This window comes from Halomonas sp. IOP_14, assembly GCF_021021315.1.
In the GTDB taxonomy this organism is placed as follows: Bacteria; Pseudomonadota; Gammaproteobacteria; order Pseudomonadales; family Halomonadaceae; genus Vreelandella; species Vreelandella titanicae.
Genome location: NZ_JAINWD010000051.1, coordinates 1 through 22,228, shown reverse-complemented (window position 1 = coordinate 22,228; position 22,228 = coordinate 1). Strand labels below are relative to the sequence as shown.

The following is a 22,228-nucleotide window of genomic DNA, read 5'->3' as shown; positions in this document are numbered from 1 at the left end:
GAATGGTAATATTATACAGATAACACTATTTTCTATACAAACATTGTACAACAGGGTATAATTAGCTCGTCTTACATGATAAAGCGTCTTAACGGCGCCTAAGGGAGCAATCAATGCCACTTCTTAACGCCGGTTCCAGCAACACCAAAATAAGCACGCGTTTAACGCTCGGTTTTTCTGCCTTACTCGGGCTGTTGGTTTTGCTAACAGCCGTAGGTATTTACCAAGTCAATCAAATTGATCGCGACTTAACGACCATTAATGATGTTAACGGTACCAAGCTTGGGTTTGCAGTAGATATGCGCGGCAGCGTGCATGATAGAGCCATTGCCCTGCGCGATGTGGTACTCACCCAAGACGATACTCGGTTAGATGCTTTACGCAGTGAAATGGAGCGCCTAAGCAGTGACTACGTGACGGCATCCGAAGGCGAACATCAAGTGTCTAGCGAGTACCCCAGCGGTCAAGAAGAGCGAAACATTCTAGACAGCATTGACGCCCAAGCCGCCACAACCCTGTCACTCACCCAGCAAGTCATGGAGTTTCGCCAAAAGGATCAATTTGCCGATGCACAGACACTGTTACTCGAAGAAGCGGGGCCTGCTTACGCCGAGTGGCTTAATCGCATTAATCAGTTTATCGAGCTTCAGCAAGCACTGAACGACACCACCACGGTAACAGCCCGCGATACCGCCTCCGGCTTCCAGATGCAGATGCTGGGGCTAACACTGTTCGCTTTACTGGTTGGCGGCTTGATTGCAGTGTTTTTATCCCGCCAGCTACTGCGTGAACTGGGCGCAGAGCCCCACGAAGTCAAAGCGTTTGCGGAAGCGATTGGCCGCGGCGAGCTAACCAGTCATGGGCAGCTTAAGAAGGGCGACACCCGCAGCATCATGGCGTCACAGGTCGCGATGGCGCATCAGCTACAAACCATTGTGACCCAGGTGCGCGCCTCAGCGGAGGCGGTGGCCAGCAACAGCGAGCAAATTGCTGAAGGCAATAACGACCTCTCTTCACGCACCGAGCAGCAGGCAAGTGCACTAGCGGAAACGGCCTCGGCAATGGAGCAACTCAACAGCACGGTAAAACTGAATGCTGATAATTCCGAGCAGGCCAGCCAACAGGCTACCAGCGCGTCCAGTACAGCCAAGCAAGGTGGTGAAGCGGTTAGTCAGGTCGTTGCTACCATGAATGATCTCAACAAAAGCTCACAGGAAATTGCCGGTATCATCTCCACTATCGATGCAATTGCTTTCCAAACCAACATTCTGGCGCTTAACGCCTCGGTCGAAGCCGCCCGTGCAGGCGAGCACGGCCGGGGGTTCGCAGTAGTCGCGGAAGAGGTACGCAGGCTCGCCCAGCGCAGTGCCGATGCGGCACGCGAAATTAACGCTCTGATTTCCAGCAACCTTGAGCGGGTAAACCACGGCAATGAGCGCGCTGAAGAAGCCAGTAAATCGACTGAAGAGATTGTCGCGGCTATCGAGCGGGTAACCAGTATCATGAAGGAGATTAGTTACGCCAGTGCTGAGCAGAGTACCGGTGTACAAGAAGTGGGCCGGGCGGTGACCGAGATGGATCAAGTCACTCAGCAGAACGCCGCACTCGTACAAGAGAGCGCCACCTCCGCCAATAACCTACGTCAGAATGCCCACTCTCTACTGCATGCCATGGAAGTCTTCAAGCTGCCGAAGACCCTTCAAAATGCACAGCCGCAGCACACTGCATTGGCACCTGCACCTGCACGCATTCCAGGCACTAACAAACCTACACTCGCGGCTGCGAAACCTCAGCCAAGCGAACCTAAGTGGGAAAACTTCTAAACTAATAACGATTTTGGCCGTTTATAGTGTAGAGAGAAATGGCTCCTAAGGGTTAGGAGCCGTTCTTTATTGCCTTGCCCGAGGTTGTAATGAAATCCACCCAAAGCCTTTTAATGGTTTTTTTGTTACCTATTTTAATGGTGGTACTACCTGCCCTGCTGATGCTGACAATCGCCATGAAGGTGCTGGAAGAACAGTCGCAGCAAAGCAACCTTTTACAGACCAATGATTTAGACACTTTGGTTCAAATGGCGACCTTTGATCGCCAGCTTAGCGACTTACACCAACGTATCACTGCTTTATTGATCGACACTGAAGTAACAAAGCTAAGTACTTCGCAACGCTATACGGCCTACAGTCAGATTGCGCAAGAGCTTAACCAGATCGGCCAAAGCGTGGACACCCTGGCGACCTCCCCCCTGCTTATCGACTTAAGCCAGGACAGTACCGCCGCCCTTCAAAGTGCGTTCCGGCAATATCAGCGTTTTGTCAGTATGGCCAATGAGTCAGCAGCACGAGAACTGGGCGACCCCGCCCTCTTCCTCAAAGAAGCGCAAAACCACTTCAACACCTTTACGCTATTCTCCCAGCAAATATTCGAAGCCTTAACCCTGCGTGCCAAGGAGCGTCATGACCTTTCATTTGATGCACTTACACGCTCTCATAGCACCACCATCTGGCTGGGCATTGCCATGATGGGTGTGCTTATCAGCGCAGCATTTTTTGCTTCCTGGCGCATCAATAAACGGTTGATGGTAGTGGGAGACGCTATTTTATCGCTTTCTAAGCGCCGACAGCCGTTGCCGGACTTCCACGCTATTGAGCAGATGAGACAGCAGCATAGCGGCCCCTTGAAGCGGATTGCCACCGCATTGATCGCGCTCAAGGATTCCGAGCAGCAGCGCCGTGAAGCCGAGCAAAAGATTCACCGGCTCGCCTATTACGATACGCTAACTAAACTACCTAACTGGCGCTTGATGAAAGAGCATCTACAGCATTCGTTGGATACCAACCAACAGGCCAGCACATTTGGCGCGCTAGTGTATCTGGGGATGGATAACTTCAAGCGCATCAACGATAGCAGCGGCCATCGCGTGGGCGATAACCTCCTCAAGCTTATTGCCCAGCGCCTTACCGACCTACAAGTCGAAGGCGCCACCATTGGCCGCCTTGGCGGCGATGAGTTCATGGTCATATTAGACGGCCTGGCTGGAGAACACCTAAAAGCGGCCGAAAAAGCCGAGGTATTGGCCGAACAGATACAGCACAAACTCAATCAGCCTTTCCAGCTAGAAGGGCAAGAACATTTTCTTAGTTTGAGCATGGGTATTGCATTGTTTAACGGGCCACAGCACACGGTCGACAACTTGTTTCAATATACCAACGCTGCCGTTCACTTAGCCCAAAAATCAGGCCCCAATAACATTCGTTTTTACGACCCAAAGGTACAAGCCGATTTAGAAGCCCGCATTGAGTTAGAGCATGATATGCGGCTGGCTATTGAGCGAGATGAATTTATACTCGTCTATCAAATGCAGGTAGACAGCCTTGGGCGGGCGATTGGCGCAGAAGCATTGATCCGCTGGCAACACCCGCGTCATGGGTTTGTCTCGCCGGGTACTTTTATCCCCCTAGCTGAGGAAACGGGTCTAATCATGCCGATTGGCAACTGGGTACTCGAAACAGCCTGTGAACAGTTAGTCATCTGGGCAAATGACGAAAACACGCAGCATCTAACATTAGCAGTCAACGTCAGCGCCAAACAGTTTCAACAGCCCGACTTCGTGGACACCGTTTGCGGCGTGCTAACCAAAAGCGGTGCTCCGGCCCACCGGCTAAAGCTGGAGCTGACAGAAAGTACTATGATTGGCGAAATAGATGACATCATTGCCCGCATGCACCAGCTCAAAGCGCTGGGAGTTAGCTTTTCCTTGGACGATTTCGGCACTGGCTACTCGTCGCTGCAGTACCTCAAACGGCTCCCTTTAGATCAAATCAAAATCGATCAATCATTTGTGCGCAACCTGCATAAAGACACGGACGATAAGGCCATCGTACAAACCATTATTGCCATGGGGCGTTCGCTCGGGTTGCAGGTTATCGCCGAAGGTGTCGAAAACCAAGAGCACTGGCGCCACCTAAACGAACACCAGTGTCATGCCTTCCAAGGATATTATTTTTGCAAGCCGGTATCCGCTGCAGAGATGATACAGCGCAGTTTGGCTGCACCACCAATGCTCGCCTAATACGGAGGTAGTCCCCGTCATAAAGGCTTACTCACCGGGCTGCCAACCATTGACGATCGGATAGCGGCGGTCGCGACCAAAGCCCCGAGGCGTCACCCGGACACCAATGGGCGCCTGGCGGCGCTTATACTCGCAGCGGTCAACCAGCTTCACCACTTTATAGACGTCTTCAGCGTCAAAGCCACCAGCGATGATCGCTTCAGCGCTCATGTCGCCTTCGATATAGCTTAATAAGATAGCGTCGAGCACGTCGTAATCGGGTAAAGAGTCGCTATCCTGCTGGTCCGGCGCCAGCTCCGCACTGGGTGGGCGCTCAATGACCCGCTCGGGGATCGCAGGTGATTGCGTATTGCGCCAGCGAGCCAAGCGATACACCCAGGTTTTATACACGTCTTTGATGGCATTAAAACCGCCCGCCATATCGCCATACAGCGTGGCGTAGCCCACCGCCATTTCGCTCTTGTTACCAGTCGTCAGTACCATCAAGCCTTTTTTATTGGAGATCGCCATCAGCAGTACGCCGCGACAGCGGGACTGTAGGTTCTCTTCGGTGGTATCTCGCTCAGTTCCCGCGAAGCTCTCTGCCAGCGTGCCCATAAAGGCTTCTACCATGGGCTCGATCGGCATGATCTCATAGTGGACGCCGAGCATTTTGGCCTGTTCTGCAGCATCCTGCTTGGAGATATCCGCGGTGTAGTGGTACGGCATCATCACCGCCTGCACCCGTTGAGGGCCCAGTGCGTCAACCGCAATCGCCAGCGAAAGCGCTGAGTCGATACCGCCGGAAAGCCCCAACACCACGCCCTCAAAACCGCTCTTGTTGACGTAATCGCGCACCCCGGTAACTAACGCACAGTAAAGGCTCTCTTCCGGTTCTACCTCGGGGTCAACCTCTCCGGCTTGGGGTTCCCAGACCGTCGCGCTGGTTTGCAAAAACTGAACTGGCATCAGGCCCGCCTGCCAATACGGTGCCAGCACCTGCAGCTCACCGCTGGCGTTAACACAGCAAGAGCCGCCATCAAAGACCAGTTCATCTTGGCCACCGATGGTGTTCACATACACAATTGGAAGCTGCGTATCCTGGGCGTGTTTCTCCAACAGGCGCAACCGTTCCGCGGGCTTGTCCTGGTGATAAGGAGAGGCGTGCAAGGAAACCAGCACCTCAGCGCCCGCTTGCGCGGCGGCCTTAACCGGCACGCCATCCCATAGGTCTTCGCAGATCACGATGCCCAGTTTGGCGCCTTTATGCTCATACACCAGCGTTTCAGTGCCGGGCGTGAAATAGCGCTGCTCATCGAACACTTGGTAGTTAGGCAGCGCCTGCTTGGCGTACTCAGCTTCCCACTGGCCGTTGTAAAGTAGGCCCGCCAAGTTGTAACAGCGACCTTCCCGCACGCCGGGATAGCCAATGATCACCAACACATCACTGGCGACCTTCGATGCCATTAGCGCGCGAGCTTCACGCAGGCGGGTTTCCATTGAGGGGCGCAGCAGCAGGTCTTCCGGTGGGTAGCCTGACAAAAAAAGCTCTGGAAAGACAACAATATCCGCCCCATGCTCAATCCGCGCTTCGCGCACTGCTTCAATCGCGCGTGCGGCATTGCCGGGAATATCCCCGACCAGAGGATCGAGTTGGGCCATTACCAGCGTTAAGTCTTGCATGGGCGTCAAAATCTCTTGAGAATCTTTAAAATAGGGTTACACCAACATAGTCGTATTGTCCCGCAAGGGCCGCCAACTGGCAAAGGCTGCGGGTCTATCCTAACGCCTTGTGCCTAGATTCCCACTTTGGGAGACACAAAAGGATGAACCTCTTGATCATTCGGCTGATTATCTTCGCCGTTATATTCTATGCCGGTTTAAAGCTATACGGCATATACCGGCAACGTAAGCTTGAGCATGAAGCGCAGCATAAAAAAGTCAACCGCCACGAGGGTGGCAAAATGGTGCGCTGCCGCTGGTGTGAGGTCCACGTTCCTGAAGACGAAGCACTGCGTGACCAGGAGCAATGGTTCTGCTCCAGCGCCCATCGCGACCGCTACCTGCAGGAGCAGCAGGATAAAGACGGCACACCTTAAGCCTGTATTAGCCGCTCTGGCGTAAGTTGGTAAGGCGCGGGGTCAATTAGTGGCTCGCGCCCCAGCAGTTGATCCACCAGTAAATGGGTCGAGGCAGGCGCCAGCACCAAGCCGTTGCGATAGTGCCCGGCATTGACGAAGACGTTACTCCATTCAGGCAGCGCGCCGATAAAGGGAATGCCCGTTGGGGATCCAGGCCGCAGGCCGGCCCACTGGTGTGCTACCGGGCACGTTGCCAAAGCGGGCAGGATCGCTTCAGCACTCTGTTTTAGCGACGCCAATGCCGCCTCATCGGTGCGCTTGTCAAAACCCGCCTCTTCCAATGTAGAACCGACCAATAGCAAGCCATCTGCACGCGGAATAATATAGCGCCCATCTTTTAACACCACGCGCTGCACCAACCCTTTGGGTGCTTGGTAAGCGATCATCTGACCTTTAACGGGTCTTACCGGCAACTGCACATTCAACTGCGACAAGAGCTGCGCAGCCCAAGCACCGCCGCAAACAATAATGCGTTCAGCCGTTATCAGCCCCTGAGACGTCACCACGCCTTCAACGATGCCCTCTACTTTGCCACCCTGTTGAATAAAACCACTGACCTCGCACTGCTCTTTCAGCGTTACCTGGGGCATCGCCGCTAACCGCGCCTTCAACGCCTTGGCTAAACGCGGATTGCGCACACTGCCCAGCGTCGGCATCCATAGCGCGCTATCGTCAGCCATTGCCACACCAGGTTCTTTAGCGTGAACAAAGTCTGCCCCTACCCGCTCTAGCGGTTTCCCCAGCTGGCGTGCCCATTGCAGCGCTTGGTCGGCATCGTCCACATTTAGGTAGAGCAGCCCTTTTTGACGATATTCGGGGTCAATACCGGTCTCTTCCAATAAGCGAAGGACCAAAGAGGGGTAAACGCCTTCCGACCAGCGGGAAAGTTGCGATACCGCAGAGTCGTAGCGCCAGGGATAGAGCGGCGAAACGATACCACCACCCGCCCAGGATGCCTCTTTACCGCACTCACCACGATCAACCAGTGTGACCTGGTGACCGGCATCGGCTAACTGCAGCGCTGTCATCATACCGATCACGCCGCCGCCAATAATTAAGAAATCGCTCACAAAATTGTCCGTTTTGGCTTACATAAAAAAAGCGTAGCGCCGCCTAGGATGACCTATTAACGACGATATGTTCGCTACTGGTAAAGGAGAGTGAGCATAGCGCGGGCGATAACAAGGTCAAGTGAGGAGAGGCGATGAGCAGTTTTTACGTCAAGACGCACACCACACCTGAAAGCGGGTTTACACTGATCGAGCTACTGATCACCCTGCTGTTGGTTGGAATCATCGCCGCCTGGGGGCTACCCAATTTTCAAGCATTGGGGGAGCGTACCGCACAGACTAGCGAGGTCAATCGATTCCAGAGTGCGTTTTCGTTCGCGCGTAATACAGCGATTAGCCAACGCCGCCAGCTGACGCTTTGCCCAGCCTCGCAGAACCGTGAGGCTTGCGCTAATGACTGGGGTGGAGAGCTTATGATTGTGTGGGGCAATAAAACCGATAGCATCACTGAAGAAGACATTTTGCGCATTGTGCCCGCGCAACAAGGCACACAAGTGACCTACAACCGGGGCTGGTCGCGTATCCGTTACAGCCCGCTGGGCTATACCAGCGGTTATAACGGCAGTTTTGCTATTTGCTCAACCAGCGGCGCCGTGGGCTCTAAGGGTAAAAAGCTGGTACTTAGCCAATTAGGGCGGCTAAGGATTGATGAAGCGCCTATCGACTGTTAATCATTAGGCGCTTCAACTCATTCACGGCGTTGTGACAATGGTTTTAAGCAATACCGTCTAAATAGCGCTCGGCATCCAGCGCTGCCATGCAGCCGCTGCCAGCTGAAGTGATTGCTTGACGATAAATGTGATCCATCACGTCGCCGCAGGCAAATACGCCCGGTACGCTAGTCGCGGTTGCATTCCCTTCAAGGCCTGAATGCACTTTGATATAGCCGCCGTTCATGTCCAGCTGGCCTTCAAAGATCCCTGTGTTGGGGCTATGGCCAATGGCAATAAACAGTCCAGGCGCATGAATCTCTTTGCTTGAACCATCTTTAGTGGATTTAACCCGAACGCCTGTAACACCGGAGTTATCGCCGAGCACTTCTTCGACTTCCTGGAACCACTCAAGAACGATTTTGCCCGCCTCAGCTTTCTCGAAAAGCTTATCTTGGAGGATTTTTTCCGCCCGCAGTGTGTCACGGCGGTGTACCAGGGTCACTTTGGAAGCGATGTTAGAGAGATAGAGCGCCTCTTCCACGGCGGTATTGCCGCCGCCAACCACAATGACTTCCTGATTGCGGTAGAAAAAACCGTCGCAGGTAGCGCAGGCCGACACCCCTTGGCCCATAAACTGCTGCTCAGTGGGCAGACCCAGGTAACGGGCACTGGCGCCGGTGGCCACGATCAGCGCATCGCAGGTATAAATGCCGCTATCGCCTTTTAAGGTAAACGGTTTTTCGCTTAAGCTAACCTCATTGATATGATCAAACAGCACCTCTGTATTGAAACGTTCGGCATGCTGCTTCATACGCTCCATCAATTCCGGCCCCTGCACGCCTTGAGCGTCGCCGGGCCAGTTATCCACATCGGTTGTGGTGGTCAGTTGGCCACCCGCCTGAATACCGGTAATTAGCAGCGGCTTCAGGTTGGCCCGAGCAGCATAGACGGCAGCCGTATAGCCTGCGGGACCGGATCCAAGAATAATCAAACGCTCATGACGAGTTTCCATGACACCACCTTGTAAATATCTGACTGATAGCTTTGTCGCTAGCTGTGTTAATAGCTTTGAAAAAATTAGCCACAGAGTCTGCCTGAAATGGTGCCAAGTACAAGCTATTGCAAGGTTTCATCTACGCTATTAGGCGAAGAAACCTTGAAAGCCTCTGTGCAAAGACCCATGTGTTATTACTAAATCAACGCCATACTGGGGGGAAATCTATACTAAAGAAAGATCGTGACCGTCATGCTGAGCGCTGCGCTCAGCAACCAGAGGAGAGAGATATGAGCAAGATACCCGATACGCTAAACACCCTAGAGGTTGGTAGTAAAACCTATCACTACTACAGCCTGCCCCACGCGGCCGAGACCCTGGGCAGCATTGACCGGCTACCCAAGACGCTCAAGATTCTACTCGAAAACCAGCTGCGCTTCGCCGACGACGAAAGCGTAGATCAGGAAGATATGCAGGCCCTGGTCGACTGGCAGGCCGAGGGCAAATCCAGCCGCGAAATCGGCTACCGCCCGGCGCGGGTACTCATGCAGGACTTTACCGGCGTGCCCGGCGTGGTGGATTTAGCCTCCATGCGCGCCGCAGTAGAAAAGCTGGGCGAAGACCCGGCGAAGATCAACCCGCTTTCCCCCGTCGATCTCGTTATCGACCACTCGGTAATGGTCGATAAGTTCGGCAACCCGGCTGCATTTCAAGAGAACGTCGATATCGAAATGCAGCGCAACCGCGAGCGCTATGAGTTTCTGCGCTGGGGCCAGCAGGCGTTTGATAACTTTAGCGTCGTTCCCCCCGGTACCGGTATTTGTCACCAGGTCAACCTGGAGTACCTAGGCAGAACGGTATGGACAAAGGACGAAGACGGCAAGACCTTTGCCTACCCCGACACCCTCGTGGGCACTGACTCTCACACCACCATGATCAACGGCCTGGGCGTGCTTGGCTGGGGCGTGGGCGGTATTGAAGCCGAAGCGGCCATGCTCGGTCAGCCGGTGTCGATGCTGATCCCCGAAGTGATTGGCTTTAAATTAACCGGCAAGCTACGCGAAGGTATTACCGCCACTGACCTGGTACTCACCGTTACCGAGATGCTGCGTAAAAAAGGCGTGGTGGGTAAATTTGTCGAGTTCTACGGCGATGGTTTGAAAGACCTGCCGCTGGCGGATCGTGCCACGATCGCCAATATGGCCCCCGAGTATGGTGCTACCTGTGGTTTCTTCCCAGTGGATGAAGAAACCCTGAACTATATGCGCCTGACGGGGCGTGAAGATGAGCAAGTCGCCCTGGTGGAAGCCTATAGCAAGGCCCAAGGGCTGTGGCGTGAACCTAATGACGAGCCGATCTTCACCGACGCCCTAGCACTGGACATGACCGAGGTAGAGGCCAGCCTGGCCGGCCCCAAACGTCCGCAGGATCGCGTGGCGCTGAAAGACATGGCGGCGGCCTTTGACAAGTTCATGCAGGAAGACGTCAACGCGGATGCCAACGCAAAGGGGGAACTCTCTTCTGAAGGCGGCCAAACCGCCGTGGGGGTGAGGCGCAGCTTCGAGCATGACACCAGCCAGGCCGTTACGCTTGATGACCATGATTTCAGCCTTGACCCCGGGGCGGTGGTGATTGCGGCGATTACCTCGTGCACCAACACCTCCAACCCCAGCGTGATGATGGCCGCTGGGCTGCTGGCACGTAAAGCGCGTGAAAAGGGGTTAACCACGAAGCCCTGGGTGAAAACCTCCTTAGCACCAGGTTCCAAAGTGGTCACCGATTATCTGGAAGCCGCTGAATTAAACGATGACTTGGATGCACTGGGCTTCAACCTCGTCGGCTACGGCTGCACCACCTGTATCGGTAACTCCGGCCCGCTGCCTGATGAGATCGAAAAAGCGATCAACAGCGGCGATCTTGCCGTGGCCTCGGTGCTCTCCGGTAACCGTAACTTTGAGGGCCGTGTACACCCGTTGGTCAAAACCAACTGGCTGGCCTCGCCGCCCCTGGTGGTGGCTTACGCCCTGGCGGGTAATGTCCAGCTTGACCTTACCCAGGCGCCGTTGGGCAAAGATAGCAACGGCGACCCGGTCTACCTCAAAGATATCTGGCCCAGTCAGGCCGAGATTGCCAGCGCCGTCGAGCAGGTCAACACCGCCATGTTCCGTAAAGAATACGGCGCAGTGTTTGAGGGTGACGATGTCTGGAAAGCCATCGACGTGTCAGAAAGCAAGGTCTATCAGTGGCCTGAATCCACCTACATTCAGCACCCGCCCTTCTTTGAAGGCATGGGCCGCGAGCCGGATGCCATCGAAGATGTGCACAGTGCCCGCGTGCTTGCCATGCTGGGTGATTCGGTGACCACCGACCATATCTCCCCTGCCGGTGCCATCAAGCCTGACAGCCCCGCCGGGCGCTATCTGCAAGAACACGGCGTCAGGCCGGTCGACTTCAACTCCTACGGCTCACGCCGGGGTAACCATGAAGTCATGATGCGCGGCACCTTCGCCAACGTGCGGATCAAAAACGAGATGCTCGACGGTGTGGTCGGCGGTGAAACACGCCACGTACCCAGCGGCGAGCAGATGGCCATTTACGATGCGGCCATGAAGTACAAAGAGGAAGGCAAACCGCTCGTCGTGATCGCCGGTAAAGAGTACGGCACCGGCTCCTCACGGGATTGGGCGGCCAAAGGCACCCGTTTGCTGGGCGTTCGCGCGGTGATTGCTGAATCCTTCGAGCGTATTCACCGCTCTAACCTGATCGGCATGGGCGTTGTACCGCTGCAGTTTGCCGAAGGCGAAAGCCGTACAACGCTGGGATTAACCGGCGATGAAGAGATTTCGATTGCCGGCTTAAGCGACCTGACGCCAGGTGGTACGGTCAACATCGTGATCAAAAATGCCGACGGGGAACGTAGCGTTGATGCCAAGTGCCGAATTGATACGGTAAACGAGCTGGCTTACTACCGCCACGGTGGTATCCTTCACTACGTGTTGCGCAAGATGATCGGCGCAGCCTAAAGGGTAAAACCTACCAATGCTTGCATGCCCCCACCTCGGTGGGGGCTTTTTTTTAGCCAAACGTTTAAAAAGCGCGGCGGCGATATGTGCGATAATCTGGCGACCAGGACGCCTTTTCAATCAGTTCCCGTAGCGTCGTACCACTGGTTTTCAGTGCCACGCCATTCTGCTGTGCCTGGGCAGCCACTTCAAAAGCAATCGACTTGCTGATATCGCGAATACGCGATAGCGGCGGCAGCAAAGCACCCTTGCCCTCTTTAACCAGCGGCGCTTCACGGGCCAGCGCCCGCGAGGCGCTCATCAGCATCTCGTCGGTGACTCGATTGGCACTGGCAGCAATCACGCCCAACCCAATGCCTGGGAAGATATAGGCATTGTTGCACTGGGCAATCGGATAAGTACGGCCGTTGTAAACCACCGGCGCAAAGGGGCTACCGGTGGCTACCAAGGCTTGGCCGTCGGTCCAGCGAATAACATCCTCTGGCACGGCCTCTGCCTGGGAAGTAGGGTTAGAGAGCGGCATGATGACCGGGTGCTCACAACCCGCGTGCATGGTGCGCACCACCTGCTCGGTGAAGATACCGCGCTGGCCGCAGACACCGATCAGCACTGTTGGTTTGATCTGAGCAATCGTCTCTTCCAGACCCTGGCCATTCCACTCGGCGACTAGCGAAGGGTCGTGGGCTAACCGGCGCTGGAAGTCGCGCTGCCACTCTTGATCGCTGGTCATCAAGCCGTCGCGATCGACAATGTAAATACGCGACCGTGCTTCGCTTTCGGTCAAGCCCTCCGCTTCCATCGCTACGACCACCTGCTCGGCGATTCCACACCCCGCGGAACCGCCACCTACAAACACCACACGCTGCTGGGCAATGGTCTCTTCCCGGGCCTGACAAGCCGCCATTAGCGTACCCACCACCACAGAGGCAGTCCCCTGCACATCGTCGTTGAAGCAGCAAAGCTCGTTGCGATAGCGCTCTAGCAGCGGCACCGCATTGGCCTGGGCAAAGTCCTCAAACTGCAGCAGCACGTTCGGCCAGCGGCGCTTCACAGCAGCGATAAATTCTGCCATGAAAGCATCGTACTCTTCCTGCCCTACCCGCTCGTGGCGCCAGCCCATGTACATGGGATCATCCAGCAGCGCTTTGTTGTTAGTGCCCACATCAATCATGATCGGCAGCGTGTAGGCGGGGCTAATACCGCCACAGGCGGTATACAACGCCAGTTTACCAATCGGGATACCCATGCCCCCGATGCCCTGGTCGCCGAGGCCTAGAATGCGCTCACCATCCGTCACTACGATCACTTTGACATTATCTTTGGTGGCGCTGCGCAGGATATCATCCATATGTTCGCGGTCAGGATAGCTAATAAACAGGCCGCGGTGGTTACGGTAAATGTTGGAAAATTCCTGACACGCCTGCCCTACCGTGGGGGTGTAAATAATCGGCAGCATCTCTTCAAGATGCTGGGAAACCATACGGAAATAGAGTGTTTCGTTGTCGTCTTGAATGGCGCGCAGGTGGATGTGCTTTTCGAGGTCGCTATGGCATTGTTGGTACTGGCGGTAGACCCGCTCTAGCTGATCCTCAATAGTTTCTACCTTCTGCGGCAGCAAACCAATCAGGTTAAACGCCAAGCGCTCCTGCTGAGTAAACGCGCTGCCTTTGTTCAATAGCGGCATTTCGAGCAAAGAAGGACCGGCGTAAGGAAGGTATAGGGGGCGTCTACTCTCGGTAGTCATAAGCACTCTCTTTTTTATGTCAATCACTGCTGCAATGCAGCAACATCGGGCGTTTGCGGCGTTTGAGCGTAATGTAACATGCTCCTGCGACAAAGGTGGAAGAGAGCGACCATGTTGATAAAAAAACGCCTCGGTTTAGGAAGCCTAAACCGAGGCGTGATGGCGCGATTAACTAGTGATCTAACGATGCCCTAGCAAGTTTTAGCGGTGGGTTTGCGCCCCTCCACGCCAGCGAAGAAGAACGGCCGCAGCTTAACGCCAAACATGTTGCCCGCAAACGCCGCTACCAGCCATACCCAACCGTGAAGGCTGCCAGAGGCAATGCCGCTGAAGTAAGCACCAATATTGCAACCAAACGCCAAACGCGCGCCATAACCTAGCAAGATGCCGCCGATGACCGCGGCCAAGATAGATTTCAACGGGATTCTGAAGTTAGGTGCAAAGCGACCCGCCAAGCTGGCGGCAGCCAGCGCGCCCAGCATAATACCGACATTCATTACCGTAGTGATGTCGCTCCATACGCTGGCTTTAAGGGCCGCTGCGTTGCCAGGGGACTGCCAATAGCCCCACTGGCTGACATCGCCGCCCACCAGTTCAAAGCCTTTAGCACCCCACAGCGCAAACGCAGAGGTAATTCCCCAAGGGCGGCCTGCCAGTGCCAAGGTGGCAAAGTTGAGCAGCGCCAACGCCACCGCGCCCGCCACTAACGGCCAAGGCCCAGTCAACCAACGCTCATAGCCATGCTTATCGACCATGGGCGCCTGTTCTAACTGACCATGACGACGCTTCTCCATCACCCAGGTAAACGCCGCAATAGCCGCAAACAGCACCAGGCTAATGGCGATCCCCCCACTGACCCCGGCGACGTTAACCAGCGATACCGGTTGAAAAGCCGGTAAGCTCTGCCACCAGGCAAAATGCGCCGAGCCAATCACCGAGCCGACAATAAAGAACACCAGCGTAATCAACATACGAGCGTTACCGCCGCCCGCGGTAAACAGCGTGCCAGAGGCACAGCCGCCGCCTAACTGCATGCCCACACCGAACAGGAACGCCCCTACAAGCACGGAGATACCAATAGGCGCCACAAAGCCCGACACCTCGTTACCAAACAGCGTGCCCGCCCCCAGGGCAGGGAAAAACAGCACCACGGCAATGGCCAGCATCACCATTTGGGCACGCAGGCCACGCCCGCGCCGCTCAGTAATAAATACCCGCCACGCTGAGGTAAAACCAAAGGCAGCGTGATACAGCACCATGCCAAATAGCCCGCCGACAATCATCAACAGGCCAATGTTGGCGTCAAAGACAACCCCAATAAGCAACGCACCCAGCACAATCGCCGCTGTGGCTATCAGCGGCACGCGATAGCTCTGCGGCGCAGCAACCGTCGTTGTAGACATACATTCACCTTTAGCAGCACCAAAAGCGCCTGTTAACAAACAGGCGCTTTTGGTAGACATGGACAATAGTTATGAGCCTAATGATAGCTGTAGAGTGCGGGAAATTCTTTATTTAAAGGTAGTTATATCTTTGGGGAATATATGGATGATGGAGCAACGCACCAGTCTAGCGCAAGAATCACCCTGCTATAGCAACCTAAAAGAATGCAGTACTTTGAATATTGTGGCGCTCTGTTCCTCCCACGACGCAGTAAAGGTGTTTATCATTATTCTATAGTGCCCATTAGGAGCGGCTAAAGAAGCAACGAGGGTAGATGTTTCTTGATCGCCATCTACAATGTTTACGACTTGATAAAGACACTCGATGTCTTTTACTCCGCAATTGGCCGAGGTCGATACAAAAATATCGCCCGGCACATGATATTGGAAACTGCTTTCAAGCAATAAACCGTACTCTTCTAAGGTAAGAGAGGCATCATTCTGATCGAAACCAATGAACATTTCTAACTCACCTGTTTCACTCTTTGTTCTTAAAATATAGTCTTTCCCGCTGGGCGCATAAATGGCCCAGGTAAGTGGAACGGATATAGCGAACTCGCCATTGGTAATTTTTTTTGTTGCGTCGCTACTGATCACTTCAGAGTTATTGGCATCCTCTGTGGAAGCGATGGCTTTTTCTTTACCAACAGGAAGGTCTTTAACTTGAAATAAAATAACAACAAGCACGGCGATATTATATGCTTTGAGGAAACGCCTAACGTTTCTACCAGATTTGGGTAGGCAGAAAGGAAGCGCCATCAATGATGGGATTAAAATAGCCGTTAAAATAATATCTACAATCAATCCCTCGTAGCTAACATAACCATTAGGAGTCGCGAGTGTAAAGACCGCACAAGTAAGAAACAGCAAGATGGCAATAAGTAGTCGCATATTTTGTCCTTGGTGTAAGACAGAGCTTAGTCGTAGCCTAATTGTCTTCTTGATTGCAGATAATAAGTGAACTAATTACGAGCTAGCCACCTGCTAAAAGCCCTAGTGATTCGACGTAAATGAGAGTAAGCGTAAACTGGGCATTCGGTTCCCCTTGGCGGGCGGCAAGATCAAACCAGCGAATGGCGTCACTCCGGCTCTCGGGAATGCTTTCGCCGCGAAGGTACATACTGCCTAAATTGTATTGGGCCATAGCATTGCCCTGAATGGCCGCTTGTTGATACCACTGCAGGGCGAGTACGCGGTTAATAGGCACGCCTTCACCAAACTGGTACATAGCGCCTAGCATGGTTTGAGCATCAGTATCTCCCTGTTCGGCGGCAAGACGGTACCAGTGCGCCGCTTCATGATCGTCTCGTTCAACGCCTGGGTTGTAACGGTACATAGCCCCCAGGTTGAATTGAGCCATGACGTCACCCTGCTCTGCGGCGCGACGGTACCACATCATCGCTTTTTCTGGGTTTGGGGGAATACCTGCACCAAAATCATACATATAGCCTAATTCAAACTGTGCATCAGCATCGCCCTGCTCGGCGGCCAGCCGAAACCAGTCTGCCGCTGCTCGCGCGTCTTGCTCAACGCCTTCTCCGTCTCGGTACATGATGCCCGTGTTGAACTGGGCAGAAATATGGCCTTGCTCAGCAGCCTGGCGATACCAACCCAACGCCTTGCGGCTATTTTGAGCAACGCCCAGGCCGGTATCGTACCGGTAGCCCACTCTAAACTGCGCATCGGCATCCCCTTGTTCTGCGGCCCGGCGATACCACTCAGTCGCGGTATCCTCATTCTGGGTAACGCCCTCGCCATTGGCATACATATACCCCAGTTGGTTTTGAGCGCCCATATGGCCGTTCTCAGCCGCAAGATTAAATAGCCTTAAGGCATCACTCATGCTTTGAGTAACGCCTTCGCCCCGATAGTAAAGCCAGGCTAAGTTATTATAGGCATCAACCACTTCTTGGTCGGCGGCTAACTGAAACCACTCGATGGCTTTACTAAAATCCTGTACTACGCCTTCGCCATCGCGATACATAACACCTAAGTTATACTGTGCATCGGGAACACCCTGTTCAGCGGCGAGAAAATATAGCTCGGCCGCGTCACTAGAGCTTTGAGGGAGCCCAATGCCTAAGTAATACATCCCTGCCAGCATAAATTGGGCGTCAGGATGCCCCTGTTTTGTCGCGAGTCTAAGCCACGTGATGGCTTTGTTAGTATTTTTGGATACGCCATCGCCGTGACGATACATAGCACCAAGCTGATACTGTGACTCCGAATCACCTTGCTTAGCGCGTGCGACAAGCTGATCAAAACCTGCATTAACTTGATCGTCAGTATAAGCGCTAAGCGCTTCATTCATCGGCTGGGCTAATGCGGGTGAGGAGCATAAGAAAAGGGTGAGACTCAGAAGTGATATAGCAATAAGGTGAGGCATGGCATGCAATCCCTGCACTGATCTTAATTCTACTTATCTTCTCAGACTATTTGTTGGATTTCTATACAAACCACTCATTTTCTTGATCTCATGACTCCCACAAGGGCCTGAGTAACAAGGATCAAGAAATAAACAGAGGCGCTAACCGCCTTTGTAACAGCCTCGTGGTCAGCAAACTCCGAGGCTTAGTTCAGCATGATCGTTTTACCCGTACTACGACGCCGCTTAAGCTGCCGAATTCTTTATAGCCTTTTCATCTCGCCAATAGGTGTTAGCCACTCTCTTAGAGCGTAAAAAATAAAGAGTCCAGATAACTGACCATACCAGATTAAAAATGGAAGGTGGGATTCTCATCGCAAGGAAATACTCCCCAGCTTCAGGTGGCATAGTCACAACACAGAAGGCAAGAAGGCTAGCGTTCAACAAAGGGCCGGAAAGCCATATTAGCAACACGACGATGTAACGCGTAACTTTCTTATTACTCGCATATAAAACAACTACCATGCATAAATGGCAAAACACAAAAAAAGCAGAAGTGTAAGGCACAGTTTCTAAAAAATAATTAAACCAATCAGCATTTTCAACAACATCCTGTTCTCTTAAAAACTCTAGAATTTTGACCACAAAGATAAATGGAAGAATGATGCATACAACCCATATATAAAACATCAACCAACCACCTACACCTACTGGCTTGTTGGGGTAAGGTAAGTCCCTCTCAGTCATTTCGATCCCTCTCTTCATTGATCCAAAAATGGTGATAGCGAATCTTACCACACTCACCCACTAGCATCCTCATAATACTTCGCCACAATTTTTTAAATACACTAATTTTTCTATAATCTCAAGTAAAATCCACTTTGCCTTAGCCATGGACGGTTTGAAGTGGCAATATCTATATATCGACAACCATGGTGCGAGGGGCAAGCAATACCAACCTTCGAGTAGAGAAGCCACTAAAGCGTCTAACGATTTACTTGAATAGTTTGTGACCAACCTTTTTTAGGTACAGACTGCCCCATTTCGGTTTGATTATTGTCGACTTTATTCAATCTTTGCCCATGCAGTAGGTCTCGTTGTCATGCACGGTATGGGTTTCACCGCAGTCGAAATCTTTTTGGGCATGGAGCCAAATTTGCTCCTCGCCGGTGGCATCCTCAAGTCAGGCCAGTAGGGCAAACGCTGGGTTTTCCAGTGGTTGTCGAAGGTGCCTTGATAACTGACCCGGGGCTCCCACCAAGGGGCAATGGACCCAAAGCCTGCCGGAGCCGGACGATCAAAGGGTGAGGTGACCAGGGCATCGGGATCTTCAAGCTGGGGAGCGGGTAGCCGTGTGACGGCGTTAAGGTCGGGTTTTAAATACCGGGCAACCTCGCTGGACACCCGCTTATAGTCAGCGCGTGATGGCAACCAGCCCCGCCCAGCGGGGTTGTCGCGGTAGTAGAGCGTGTTGGTGAGGGTGTCCCCGTCGGGCAGGCTGTAGTGCCCACCGAAGGCATAGCGGTAGTTCAGCGGGACTTCGCTCACCGGAGTGGGGTCAGTAACCCGCCAGCCGCCGAGCAGCTGCCAGCGGAACTCCCGTGGCCCGCGCACGATCAGGCGTTTGTCCACAGAGCCCACCTGCACCCGCACCTGCCAGGTGCTGCGCGGCTGGCCTGTGGGCGAGAGCAGGGTGCAATTCCCGCCAATTACAAACCGTTATACCCTGGATTCATGAGCTGACACAGAATTCTGACACTACCGACGAAGAGCCTTTATTATCAATTTTTCAAAGTAGCCAACCTAGGTGGTTCATCATATGAGAACTTAAAATCGTATTGGCCATCATTTTGAACATCAAGGTCGCAGATAGTCCAGGCTCGGCTTTCCCTATCGTTCTGAGCCATAACCTTGCGGAGTTCTTTAAAAGCATTAGTGGTATCAACTCCTAAGCGTAACTCATACAATTCATCACCAATAAAATACTTTCCCTTCGGGCTAATGACTAATTCACCTTCAATATCATCAATTTCAATATTCAGCTGAATTTTATCCCACTTGTGAGGTACTAAAAGCAAGACCTCCTGAACTACATTACCCTGTAGATTAACACTCATTTAAAACTCCCATCCATCACGATTAAAAATCTAAAAATGAGCCTGAATCATCCACTTCTCTTTTATTTTTACCTTGCATGTCGTCAATTATCAGTGAATTAATAAAGCTATTGAGACTATCCGACACTACAAATAGAGAGCCATCATCAGTTTCAGCCTCATGAAACCAAAAATAAATACCACCGCCAGCGCTTGACACGCATATCTGACTGCCTCCAATAGATTCACCAATTGTTACAAAACCAGCCGGAATCTGATCTTTATACATCACATTTTTCTTTATTAAATTATTCTTTCCACTTAAACCATAAAGAATCTCCAATGACTGAAAGCCATCTTCTGAATCAATCGGAGTTTTTTGTTTTGGCTTAAACATAGTCCCATTATCAAAAACAATTGAGCCATTATAATCATTTAACAGCAACACATAATCATCTGGTAGTCTGATATCGAGCTCTGAGCATACTTGCTCATAAGAACATTGCTCAATTGAATCATCTTTCAATGCCCTTGCCCCAAGGTTCCTTAAAATTTCACTGTACATTAAAACCCTCCTCTAAGATCTTATGCAGATCCTATATGCGGTATATTTCCGTGCAACTTTGTAGGAATAAACTGTATTGTCACATTATCTAGATGATGTAGTGCTGTCCCCCTATGCCAGGTATAATTATCGCACTTGACCTCTTCGCTGCGGTCGTTGAGGGCCAGTAGGTCGAGGTCTTTTTGGACGAGGAGCCAGCCTGCTCCTCGCCGGTGGCATCTTCAAAGCGCAGTTCGTTAAAGCCTTTGCTTTTATGGCTCTGGGTGCGGATCACCATGCGGGTTTTGTTGGCCGGTAGCGGTTAAGGTGGCGTGTTCACCGCATAAAAGGTGTGCCCGGTGATCAGCGACTGATCTGGGTCAGGCCGCCCCTGGGGATCGCGATGCTGCCGTAGCCGCCGCCCGCCCAGCCTTGAACCACGCGTATCCAACGGCTTCGTTAGAATCGGTCTGAATTCAGACGGGACGAACGGCTGACACAGAATTCTGAACACTACCGGTCTGCATGATACAGGCTTTTGAATACATTACTCATAGGCAGTTACAGAACTTGGTTCACAGGCTCATATTTCAGACGTCAACAGTCCGAAAGCCTGAAGGTTGTGACGATCGAAAAGCTCCGGGTAGTCACCTCGAAGTATATCCTCAATCTGCCTTGGAGGCTCGTCTTTGATACTACTCATTCTCAAGCATTGTGATCAATCCGAAATCTTTAATTTGCTTGGCGAAATCAAACGGGGACTTTCCACTATCATTTTTATGGTTGGGGTTTGCGCCGTGCCTTACAAATAGATCGACTGTTTTATAGTTCCCTCTGGCATTAAAAACCGCTGTCCACAAAGGCTCATTTCCGTACTTATCACTGATAGAAAAGTTTGCCCCACCTTCAGCTAAAATCTCGGCAACCTCAAACGCTCCATTGGCAGCAGCATAGTGTAAGGGAACCATTTCCTTCGGATCCTGGCTATCTACATCCGCTCCTCTGGAAATTAGGTCCCGGGCGCACTCAAGGCTATTGTAAGCAGCAGCCTCATGAAGCAGTGTTTGTCCATCTTCGTTTTCTGCGTTTACATCAACGCCATCAATTAAACGAAGATAGTCTTGGTAGTTCTTTAATCGGATCGCCTGAAAAACATCTTCAATACTCATATTTAGTCGACCTCGTACTTACGGCTCCGGTTTGCACTAGGAGATTCCGGCTGATAATTATTTGGGTCTCTATAAAACGTCATGAACTCTTCCTTCGTGATCTTATCATCCATGTAGTCCTTGTGTAGTTTTCGATATTCGTGACCAGGCTTATGCCCCATATCCCACTGACCAGCCCTTGACTTCGAAGTGTCCCATTCTAGTAACTCACCTGTATTCGGATCATAGATATTTCCGTCAGGTTGCTTCGCGTTCTCCCATACATCTTCAACCTGACCCTTACCGTACTTAGGCCTTCTCTTAGAGTCAGAGTAGGGGTTTTAACTGGAACATCAATATCCCCTCCTTGCCCAGTTTTTCCTCGCCCCGCAATCTGCCCCCCCTTCCTCAGGCGCCGGTGGTGGCACATCCGCCTTAGTCGAGGTGTCGTCAGTGCTACTAGACGAATCTCTGTCAACCCTCTTGGGCTTTTTGAAACCGCCAAACACCTTGTTAACAAAGGAACCGAGAGAGCGCCCGATGGGCGTAGCATCAAGTAACACAGGCAAAATGGCCTGGCCGTATTGGCCTGACCTGATGCCATCTCCCACTCCTTCAAGCAGCTGTGCTCCCGCTATAACGGGGTTAAAACCAATAAGAAAATCAACCCATGTCCCTTTGCCATTGGCACGCGCGGTCTGCCGTCCAACGTTCTCTCGCAACTCTCCAACACTGGCGGTAGCTTCATTGATGTAGTCTATCAAATCATGCAGCTCATCATCCGTGAGGGTGCCGTTGCGAGAGGCCTCCATCATCGCTTGCTGCTGGTGCTCCACCATCTGGGAAAGCTCCTCTACCTGCGCCCGCAACGCCAGGGCTTGTTCCGAGGTTTTGCCGGTGGGATTGTCGTTCAAGGCGTCACGTAGTTGGCCTACGCGTTCCAGGTTGGCTTGTGCCTCT

Annotated in this window: 20 protein-coding genes; 5 read left to right on the top strand and 15 right to left on the bottom strand. The window is 52.6% G+C overall.

The features are described 5' to 3' along the window. Nucleotides 1–113: 113 nt before the first annotated feature. Nucleotides 114–1,823, top strand: a complete 1,710-nt coding sequence (locus tag K7H09_RS22000) for a methyl-accepting chemotaxis protein (protein WP_022522018.1) — start codon at nt 114–116, stop codon at nt 1,821–1,823. Nucleotides 1,824–1,912: 89 nt separating this feature from the next. Further along, nucleotides 1,913–4,069 carry a putative bifunctional diguanylate cyclase/phosphodiesterase gene (locus K7H09_RS21995; RefSeq protein ID WP_230806024.1) on the top strand — a complete coding sequence of 719 codons (2,157 nt, stop codon included), beginning with the start codon at nt 1,913–1,915 and terminating at the stop codon, nt 4,067–4,069. 27 nt (nt 4,070–4,096) lie between these two features. Here the strand turns inward: K7H09_RS21995 and K7H09_RS21990 are convergent, their stop codons facing one another. Further along, nucleotides 4,097–5,731 (bottom strand): NAD+ synthase, encoded by a 1,635-nt coding sequence (locus K7H09_RS21990; RefSeq protein WP_230806022.1) that lies wholly within the window; start codon nt 5,729–5,731, stop codon nt 4,097–4,099. A 143-nt stretch (nt 5,732–5,874) separates the two neighbouring features. Between K7H09_RS21990 and K7H09_RS21985 the strand changes: the two genes are divergently transcribed. Continuing rightward, a complete protein-coding gene (locus K7H09_RS21985) occupies nt 5,875–6,147 on the top strand; it encodes a PP0621 family protein (protein WP_022522015.1) in 273 nt (90 codons plus the stop codon). Here K7H09_RS21985 and thiO read toward each other — a convergent pair. Further along, on the bottom strand, nt 6,144–7,259 hold the full coding sequence (gene thiO / locus K7H09_RS21980; RefSeq protein ID WP_141440681.1) for a glycine oxidase ThiO: 1,116 nt from the start codon (nt 7,257–7,259) through the stop codon (nt 6,144–6,146). The genes K7H09_RS21985 and thiO overlap by 4 nt on opposite strands. Before the next feature lie 134 nt (nt 7,260–7,393). On the opposite strand from thiO, the gene K7H09_RS21975 reads away from it, so the two are divergent. Further along, on the top strand, nt 7,394–7,930 hold the full coding sequence (locus K7H09_RS21975) for a GspH/FimT family pseudopilin (protein WP_141440680.1): 537 nt from the start codon (nt 7,394–7,396) through the stop codon (nt 7,928–7,930). A gap of 43 nt (nt 7,931–7,973) precedes the next feature. On the opposite strand, the gene trxB is transcribed toward K7H09_RS21975, so the two are convergent. After that, nucleotides 7,974–8,924, bottom strand: coding sequence for a thioredoxin-disulfide reductase (gene trxB, locus K7H09_RS21970; protein WP_022522012.1), 951 nt, complete (start codon nt 8,922–8,924; stop codon nt 7,974–7,976). Nucleotides 8,925–9,196: 272 nt separating this feature from the next. Between trxB and acnA the strand changes: the two genes are divergently transcribed. Beyond that, nucleotides 9,197–11,929, top strand: a complete 2,733-nt coding sequence (acnA, locus tag K7H09_RS21965) for an aconitate hydratase AcnA (RefSeq protein ID WP_141440679.1) — start codon at nt 9,197–9,199, stop codon at nt 11,927–11,929. 64 nt (nt 11,930–11,993) lie between these two features. On the opposite strand, the gene K7H09_RS21960 is transcribed toward acnA, so the two are convergent. The 12 genes from K7H09_RS21960 to K7H09_RS21910 form a co-directional block, all read right to left on the bottom strand. After that, complete coding sequence (locus K7H09_RS21960) at nt 11,994–13,673, bottom strand: NAD-dependent malic enzyme (protein WP_039859571.1); 1,680 nt, start codon at nt 13,671–13,673, stop codon at nt 11,994–11,996. 191 nt (nt 13,674–13,864) lie between these two features. Further along, nucleotides 13,865–15,076, bottom strand: coding sequence for a YeeE/YedE family protein (locus K7H09_RS21955; protein WP_022522009.1), 1,212 nt, complete (start codon nt 15,074–15,076; stop codon nt 13,865–13,867). 186 nt (nt 15,077–15,262) lie between these two features. After that, on the bottom strand, nt 15,263–16,006 hold the full coding sequence (locus K7H09_RS21950) for a hypothetical protein (protein ID WP_027956896.1): 744 nt from the start codon (nt 16,004–16,006) through the stop codon (nt 15,263–15,265). Nucleotides 16,007–16,088: 82 nt separating this feature from the next. Next, nucleotides 16,089–17,501: an SEL1-like repeat protein gene (locus tag K7H09_RS21945; RefSeq protein ID WP_051430511.1), complete on the bottom strand. Its 1,413-nt coding sequence runs from the start codon at nt 17,499–17,501 to the stop codon at nt 16,089–16,091. Between the two features lie 225 nt (nt 17,502–17,726). Continuing rightward, the gene (locus K7H09_RS21940) at nt 17,727–18,284 is read right to left on the bottom strand and encodes a DUF2569 family protein (protein WP_041159237.1); all 558 of its coding nucleotides are present in this window, start codon (nt 18,282–18,284) and stop codon (nt 17,727–17,729) included. Between the two features lie 261 nt (nt 18,285–18,545). Continuing rightward, nucleotides 18,546–19,172 (bottom strand): DUF2169 domain-containing protein, encoded by a 627-nt coding sequence (locus K7H09_RS21935; RefSeq protein ID WP_269064079.1) that lies wholly within the window; start codon nt 19,170–19,172, stop codon nt 18,546–18,548. 89 nt (nt 19,173–19,261) lie between these two features. Next, nucleotides 19,262–19,597, bottom strand: a complete 336-nt coding sequence (locus K7H09_RS21930; protein ID WP_027956899.1) for an immunity protein YezG family protein — start codon at nt 19,595–19,597, stop codon at nt 19,262–19,264. 22 nt (nt 19,598–19,619) lie between these two features. Next, nucleotides 19,620–20,141, bottom strand: coding sequence for an SMI1/KNR4 family protein (locus tag K7H09_RS21925; protein WP_027956900.1), 522 nt, complete (start codon nt 20,139–20,141; stop codon nt 19,620–19,622). 20 nt (nt 20,142–20,161) lie between these two features. Beyond that, nucleotides 20,162–20,308, bottom strand: coding sequence for an HNH endonuclease (locus K7H09_RS24570; RefSeq protein ID WP_081742590.1), 147 nt, complete (start codon nt 20,306–20,308; stop codon nt 20,162–20,164). A gap of 507 nt (nt 20,309–20,815) precedes the next feature. Beyond that, complete coding sequence (locus tag K7H09_RS21915) at nt 20,816–21,289, bottom strand: ankyrin repeat domain-containing protein (RefSeq protein WP_027956901.1); 474 nt, start codon at nt 21,287–21,289, stop codon at nt 20,816–20,818. Between the two features lie 2 nt (nt 21,290–21,291). Beyond that, a complete protein-coding gene (locus K7H09_RS24670; protein ID WP_081742584.1) occupies nt 21,292–21,519 on the bottom strand; it encodes an HNH/ENDO VII family nuclease in 228 nt (75 codons plus the stop codon). 102 nt (nt 21,520–21,621) lie between these two features. Next, a partial coding sequence (locus K7H09_RS21910; RefSeq protein ID WP_230806018.1) for a hypothetical protein occupies nt 21,622–22,228 on the bottom strand: 607 nt, incomplete at its 5' end.

Excerpts from the sequence above, each read along its gene's own strand:
- K7H09_RS21990 (WP_230806022.1), bottom strand. The coding sequence starts at position 5,731 with ATGCAAGACTTAACGCTGGTAATGGCCCAACTCGATCCTCTGGTCGGG.
- K7H09_RS21955 (WP_022522009.1), bottom strand. The coding sequence starts at position 15,076 with ATGTCTACAACGACGGTTGCTGCGCCGCAGAGCTATCGCGTGCCGCTG.
- acnA (WP_141440679.1), top strand. The coding sequence starts at position 9,197 with ATGAGCAAGATACCCGATACGCTAAACACCCTAGAGGTTGGTAGTAAA.
- K7H09_RS21945 (WP_051430511.1), bottom strand. The coding sequence starts at position 17,501 with ATGCCTCACCTTATTGCTATATCACTTCTGAGTCTCACCCTTTTCTTA.
- K7H09_RS21915 (WP_027956901.1), bottom strand. The coding sequence starts at position 21,289 with ATGAGTATTGAAGATGTTTTTCAGGCGATCCGATTAAAGAACTACCAA.
- K7H09_RS21930 (WP_027956899.1), bottom strand. The coding sequence starts at position 19,597 with ATGAGTGTTAATCTACAGGGTAATGTAGTTCAGGAGGTCTTGCTTTTA.
- trxB (WP_022522012.1), bottom strand. The coding sequence starts at position 8,924 with ATGGAAACTCGTCATGAGCGTTTGATTATTCTTGGATCCGGTCCCGCA.
- K7H09_RS21950 (WP_027956896.1), bottom strand. The coding sequence starts at position 16,006 with ATGCGACTACTTATTGCCATCTTGCTGTTTCTTACTTGTGCGGTCTTT.
- K7H09_RS21975 (WP_141440680.1), top strand. The coding sequence starts at position 7,394 with ATGAGCAGTTTTTACGTCAAGACGCACACCACACCTGAAAGCGGGTTT.
- K7H09_RS21960 (WP_039859571.1), bottom strand. The coding sequence starts at position 13,673 with ATGACTACCGAGAGTAGACGCCCCCTATACCTTCCTTACGCCGGTCCT.
- K7H09_RS21925 (WP_027956900.1), bottom strand. The coding sequence starts at position 20,141 with ATGTACAGTGAAATTTTAAGGAACCTTGGGGCAAGGGCATTGAAAGAT.
- K7H09_RS22000 (WP_022522018.1), top strand. The coding sequence starts at position 114 with ATGCCACTTCTTAACGCCGGTTCCAGCAACACCAAAATAAGCACGCGT.
- K7H09_RS21985 (WP_022522015.1), top strand. The coding sequence starts at position 5,875 with ATGAACCTCTTGATCATTCGGCTGATTATCTTCGCCGTTATATTCTAT.
- K7H09_RS21995 (WP_230806024.1), top strand. The coding sequence starts at position 1,913 with ATGAAATCCACCCAAAGCCTTTTAATGGTTTTTTTGTTACCTATTTTA.